Annotated in this window: 4 protein-coding genes; all 4 read left to right on the top strand. The window is 67.2% G+C overall.

Going from position 1 to position 4,149, the window contains the following annotated elements:
- A partial coding sequence (locus VKZ50_03425) for a DUF4340 domain-containing protein (protein ID HLJ58762.1) occupies positions 1–859 on the top strand: 859 nt, incomplete at its 5' end.
- Between the two features lie 349 nt (positions 860–1,208).
- Positions 1,209–1,763, top strand: a complete 555-nt coding sequence (locus VKZ50_03420; protein HLJ58761.1) for a hypothetical protein — start codon at positions 1,209–1,211, stop codon at positions 1,761–1,763.
- A 32-nt stretch (positions 1,764–1,795) separates the two neighbouring features.
- The gene (locus tag VKZ50_03415) at positions 1,796–3,457 is read left to right on the top strand and encodes an amidohydrolase family protein (protein ID HLJ58760.1); all 1,662 of its coding nucleotides are present in this window, start codon (positions 1,796–1,798) and stop codon (positions 3,455–3,457) included.
- Positions 3,454–3,981: a hypothetical protein gene (locus tag VKZ50_03410; GenBank protein ID HLJ58759.1), complete on the top strand. Its 528-nt coding sequence runs from the start codon at positions 3,454–3,456 to the stop codon at positions 3,979–3,981. Before VKZ50_03415 ends, VKZ50_03410 begins: the two co-directional genes overlap by 4 nt.
- Positions 3,982–4,149 lie beyond the last annotated feature (168 nt).

Genomic DNA, 4,149 nt, shown 5'->3' with positions numbered 1-4,149 from the left:
GATCGCGCGACGTCTCGTTCCGCAGGCCGTTCTGTTTCGTCCCCTCCCGCTCTGGTCCGCGGCGTTCGACCCCGCCGCCGTCTCGGGCGTGGACGACACGTGCGGGCCGACGCCGCAGCGCGCGGAGCGGAGCGGCGGCCGGTGGACGTTCCGCACGCCGGCGGGGTTCCCGGTCGACGAGATCGCGATGGAGGGCCTGACCGACGCGGTCGCTCACGCGAAGGCGATGGCGTGGATCAGCGAGAACGACGACGGCTCGTTCGGCTTCCACGGACCTGGCTCGTGCGCCTTGACGGTCGCGGTCGGGGACGCGGGCGACGGCCAGCGTGTCGGCGTCGAGTTCGGAATGCCCGGAGAGGGAGGCGTCTACGCCCGCGTCGTCGGCGTCGGCACGCGGCCGGTCGCCATCCTGCCTTCGACGCTCCTCGATCTCGCGTCCCACCCCGCGATCGACGGGAGCCGACTGAAGGTGGAGACGGAATCGCTGGACGTGATCGTCGTCGGTCGCGGCGCGTCCACTGTGAAGCTCTCGCGATCGGGCGGCGTGCTCGTGCGATCGCCTCCGGCCGATCCCGAGAGCGGGCCTGCGGTTCGTCTCGAGGGCGCCCTCGCCGGGCTCGGCGCGCTGTACGCCGTCCACGCGGGGCCTGCTGCGCGCGACGAAGGATTCGATCAGCCGACGCTGACGATCGACGAGACCGCGCGCGCGGAAGGCGGGGCGGCCGCCGAGACGCTTCTCACGATCGGCGCGGCGACGCGCACCGGAGCGGCGGACGCGTACTACGCCCGAGTGACAGGGATCAACGCGACCTTCGCCGTCTCACGACGGGCCGCGGACGCGATCGCGAGCAGCCTTTAAGAGCGAGCGGCCGGCTCGAAGCGTGGACCTTACCGAGACATGTGTGGGCCCTGGGCCATTTGTGGGCATTTGCTGGGCATGTCCGCGACGCTCCGCCGTCGGCGCTTCACCGTAAGTAACCTGAATAATAGAGGAATGTCGACGTCCACGTCGCCCCCTCAGCCAGCCTCAGGCGCCGACCGAGACTGCATCGGGATTGCCACCGCCCAGTGTCGCGCTGTAGACCGTGGCCATGTTCGCGCGCTTCTCGAGAGGCCACGTTATTTTCGTCGGTTGTCTGTGTGTGATTGGGGGTGTCGCGGCGGGCCAGAGGGACGCCGCCGGGCAGTGCTCCAACGTGGAAGCCGGAGTGACGGAGGACGCGGGCGCGCCCTTCGTCAACCCGCCGCCGGCCGCGTGCACGCCGAGCAACTACGTCTCCGCTGCGATGCCGCTCGGCAGCAGTACGCCACCCGCCGCCATGCCGACGGCGTGGCAAGGACCGCCGATGGCGACTTCCACCCCGCCGACCGGTCCCGACAACATCTATTCGATGCTCGGCGTCACGGATCCGATGGCGACGAACTTCGTCTACAAGAACGTCATGGCCCCTTACCCCGATGCGGCCGGCTGCCACGCGTTCAATAACCAGGGGCACCAGGCGGTCCACGACTGCCTGTGCGACAAGTGCTTCAGCCTGATGCAGCAGTGCGACGCGGTCCAGGGTTGCCAGGCGATCGCCAAGTGCGCATGGGACTCCGGCTGCGACCCCAGCGCGGGCATCATGGCCGCGAACAGCTGCTATCCCATCGCCGGGACGGGGTGCACCGCCCCGATCAACCAGTACGGCACGGGGAGCGTGTCGACCGGTCTGGCGCAGCAGCTCGGCCTCTGCGGCAAAACGAACAGCTGCCCGTCCCAATAACAACCTCTTCGATACTCCAGAGACCCACGAACATGGCAAAGTACGCTTGGCTCAAGTCTCTCAAGAAGACCGCTCCGGAGATTCCCTACGAGTCCCCGCTGTGGCTCGGTAACCACTCGAACGGCGAGTATTTCCACCTGCAGACGCCCGAGGAGGCGCGGATGCGCGCCGAGATCCTGCGGCGCGGCGAGGAAATCGCCCGAAAGCGGGGCATCGACCGGCGCGAGTTCCTCTACAGCACGGGCGGGATGGCGCTCGCGCTGTCGGTGGTCAACGAGTTCGGCTGCGGCAAGAGCAGCGGCAACAAGCCGGGCCAGCAAGCCCCCTTCTGCGTGAACGACTCGGGAGACGACGCTGCCAACGCGAACCTCACGGGGAACGAGTTCATCTTCGACGTGCAGACCCACTGCTTCGACAACGGAGAGTGGCGCACGCGCAACATCGTCTATCCGACGTTCCTCTCCCTGATCGCGAATTGCACCGACGAGCCGTCCGGCTCCCAGCTCGATTGCTTGAATCAGCAGCACTACGTCGAGCTCATGTACATCGACAGCGACACGACGATGAGCGTCATCACCGCGTGGCCCGCGGCGCAGTGCTACCCGGACCGCGACCTGCTCGGGAACCCCGCCGTGGCCTGTGGACTGCCGCTGTCGAACGAGGCGATGCGCAACCTTCGCGATTGGATCAACTCGAAGGGGATGTCGCAGCGCTGCATCAACCAGTTCCAGGTCATGCCGAACGATCAGATCGAGCGGCAGATCCAGGGAATGTACGCGGCGATGCAGGACCCGGCGTGGAAGTGCGGGTCGTGGAAGGCGTACCCGGCGTGGACGTCGGACACGTACCCCGCGCCCGACGGCTCTGCCCAGGGCTATTACATGACCGACCCGATCGGGATCGCGTTCATCGAGGCCGGGCTCAAGCTCGGGGTCCCCAACTTCGCGATCCACAAGGGCCTGCCGATTCCGGGCTTCGACGTGAAGCACAACGAGCCGACCGACATCGGCCCGATCGCCAAGATGTTCCCGAACGCGAACTTCGTCATCTACCACTCGGGCATCAACGCGCGTACCGGCGGAACCGCCGTCTCTGCCTTCGTGATGACTCCGACCGAGAACGTCCCCTACGATCCCGCCGCCCCGGAGCCGATGCTGACGGGCGTCAACGTCCTCATTCGGAGCCTCATCACGAGCGGCGTCATCGCCGATCCGGACAAGGGTGAGCCGTTCAAGCCCCACAACGTGTACGCGGAGATGGGGAGCGCCTGGTCGCAGGTGATGACCAAGACAACGGACTCGCAGCACTACATGGGCAAGCTGCTCAAGTATCTCGGCCCGGACAACATCGTCTGGGGGACCGACTGCATCCTCAGCGGAAGCCCGCAACGCCAGATCATGGCCTTCCGAGCGTTCTCGATCACCCAGCAGTTCCAGGACATGTACGGGTACCCGGAGATCACCGACGAGATGAAGCGGAAGATCTTCGGCCTCAACGCCGCGAAGCTTTACCGCATCGATCCCGCGGCGCAGCGCTGCAAGATCGACGGGACCACGTTTGCCATGCAGAAGAAAGAGCTCGACGACGGCCTCGGCCCGGGCCGGTGGGCAGCGAAGCAGCCGCTCGGCCCGCGGACGCTCCGAGAGTTCTGGGACCACGCCCGCGAGAGCCTCGCCAAGGGCATCCCCGGGTGATCGCGGATTGGGCCCGACGTCGCGCGCCCCGTCTGGCCGTCGTCGCGTCGGGCTCGATGCTCCTCCTCGCCTGTTCCTCGGGTACGGGAGCGGACCCCAAGAGCACCGCCCGCGACGCGGCGACGGAGGCGCCACCGAGCGCGGTGGACGCGGGCGGCGACGACGCCGTCTTGGGGGACGACGGCGGCCCCACGTACGCTGCCACATACACGGCCATCTACGACGAGATCCTCAGTCAGACCTGTGCCCTCGCGTTCTGTCACGCCGGAAGCTTGGACTATCTCGTCATCACTTCGAAGGAGGACGGGTACGCGAACCTGGTCGACGCCCAGGCGATGGGACCCCAGTGCGCGTCCACCGGGTTGAAACGCGTCGAGCCGGGCGACCCGGACAAGAGCCTCATGTACCTCAAGATCACCAACCCGCCGTGCGGCCTCCAGATGCCGCCGGTCGGCGGGATGCTCCAACCTGCCCAGATCGCGCAAATCAAAGCTTGGATCGAGGCGGGCGCGCCGAACAACTAGAGCCGGGGTCAGGGACCACAAACGTTGTACATCGCGTTGGCGGTCGAGGCCCGGCACATGGGCGTCGCGGGGGGGCAGTCGTTCGCGCTGGGGTTGCACAGGCGCGCATACGACGCGAGAAACGACCCGGCCGGGCAGGCGTTCGCCAAGCACGACACGCTGCTCCAG

The organism is bacterium, assembly GCA_035295165.1.
Taxonomy (GTDB): domain Bacteria; phylum Sysuimicrobiota; class Sysuimicrobiia; order Sysuimicrobiales; family Segetimicrobiaceae; genus JAJPIA01.
Note: the sequence above shows the minus strand (reverse complement) of the source record. Positions and strands in the feature narration are given on the sequence as shown.

Coding starts and splice junctions, on each gene's coding strand:
- VKZ50_03415 (HLJ58760.1), top strand. CDS start 1,796: ATGGCAAAGTACGCTTGGCTCAAGTCTCTCAAGAAGACCGCTCCGGAG.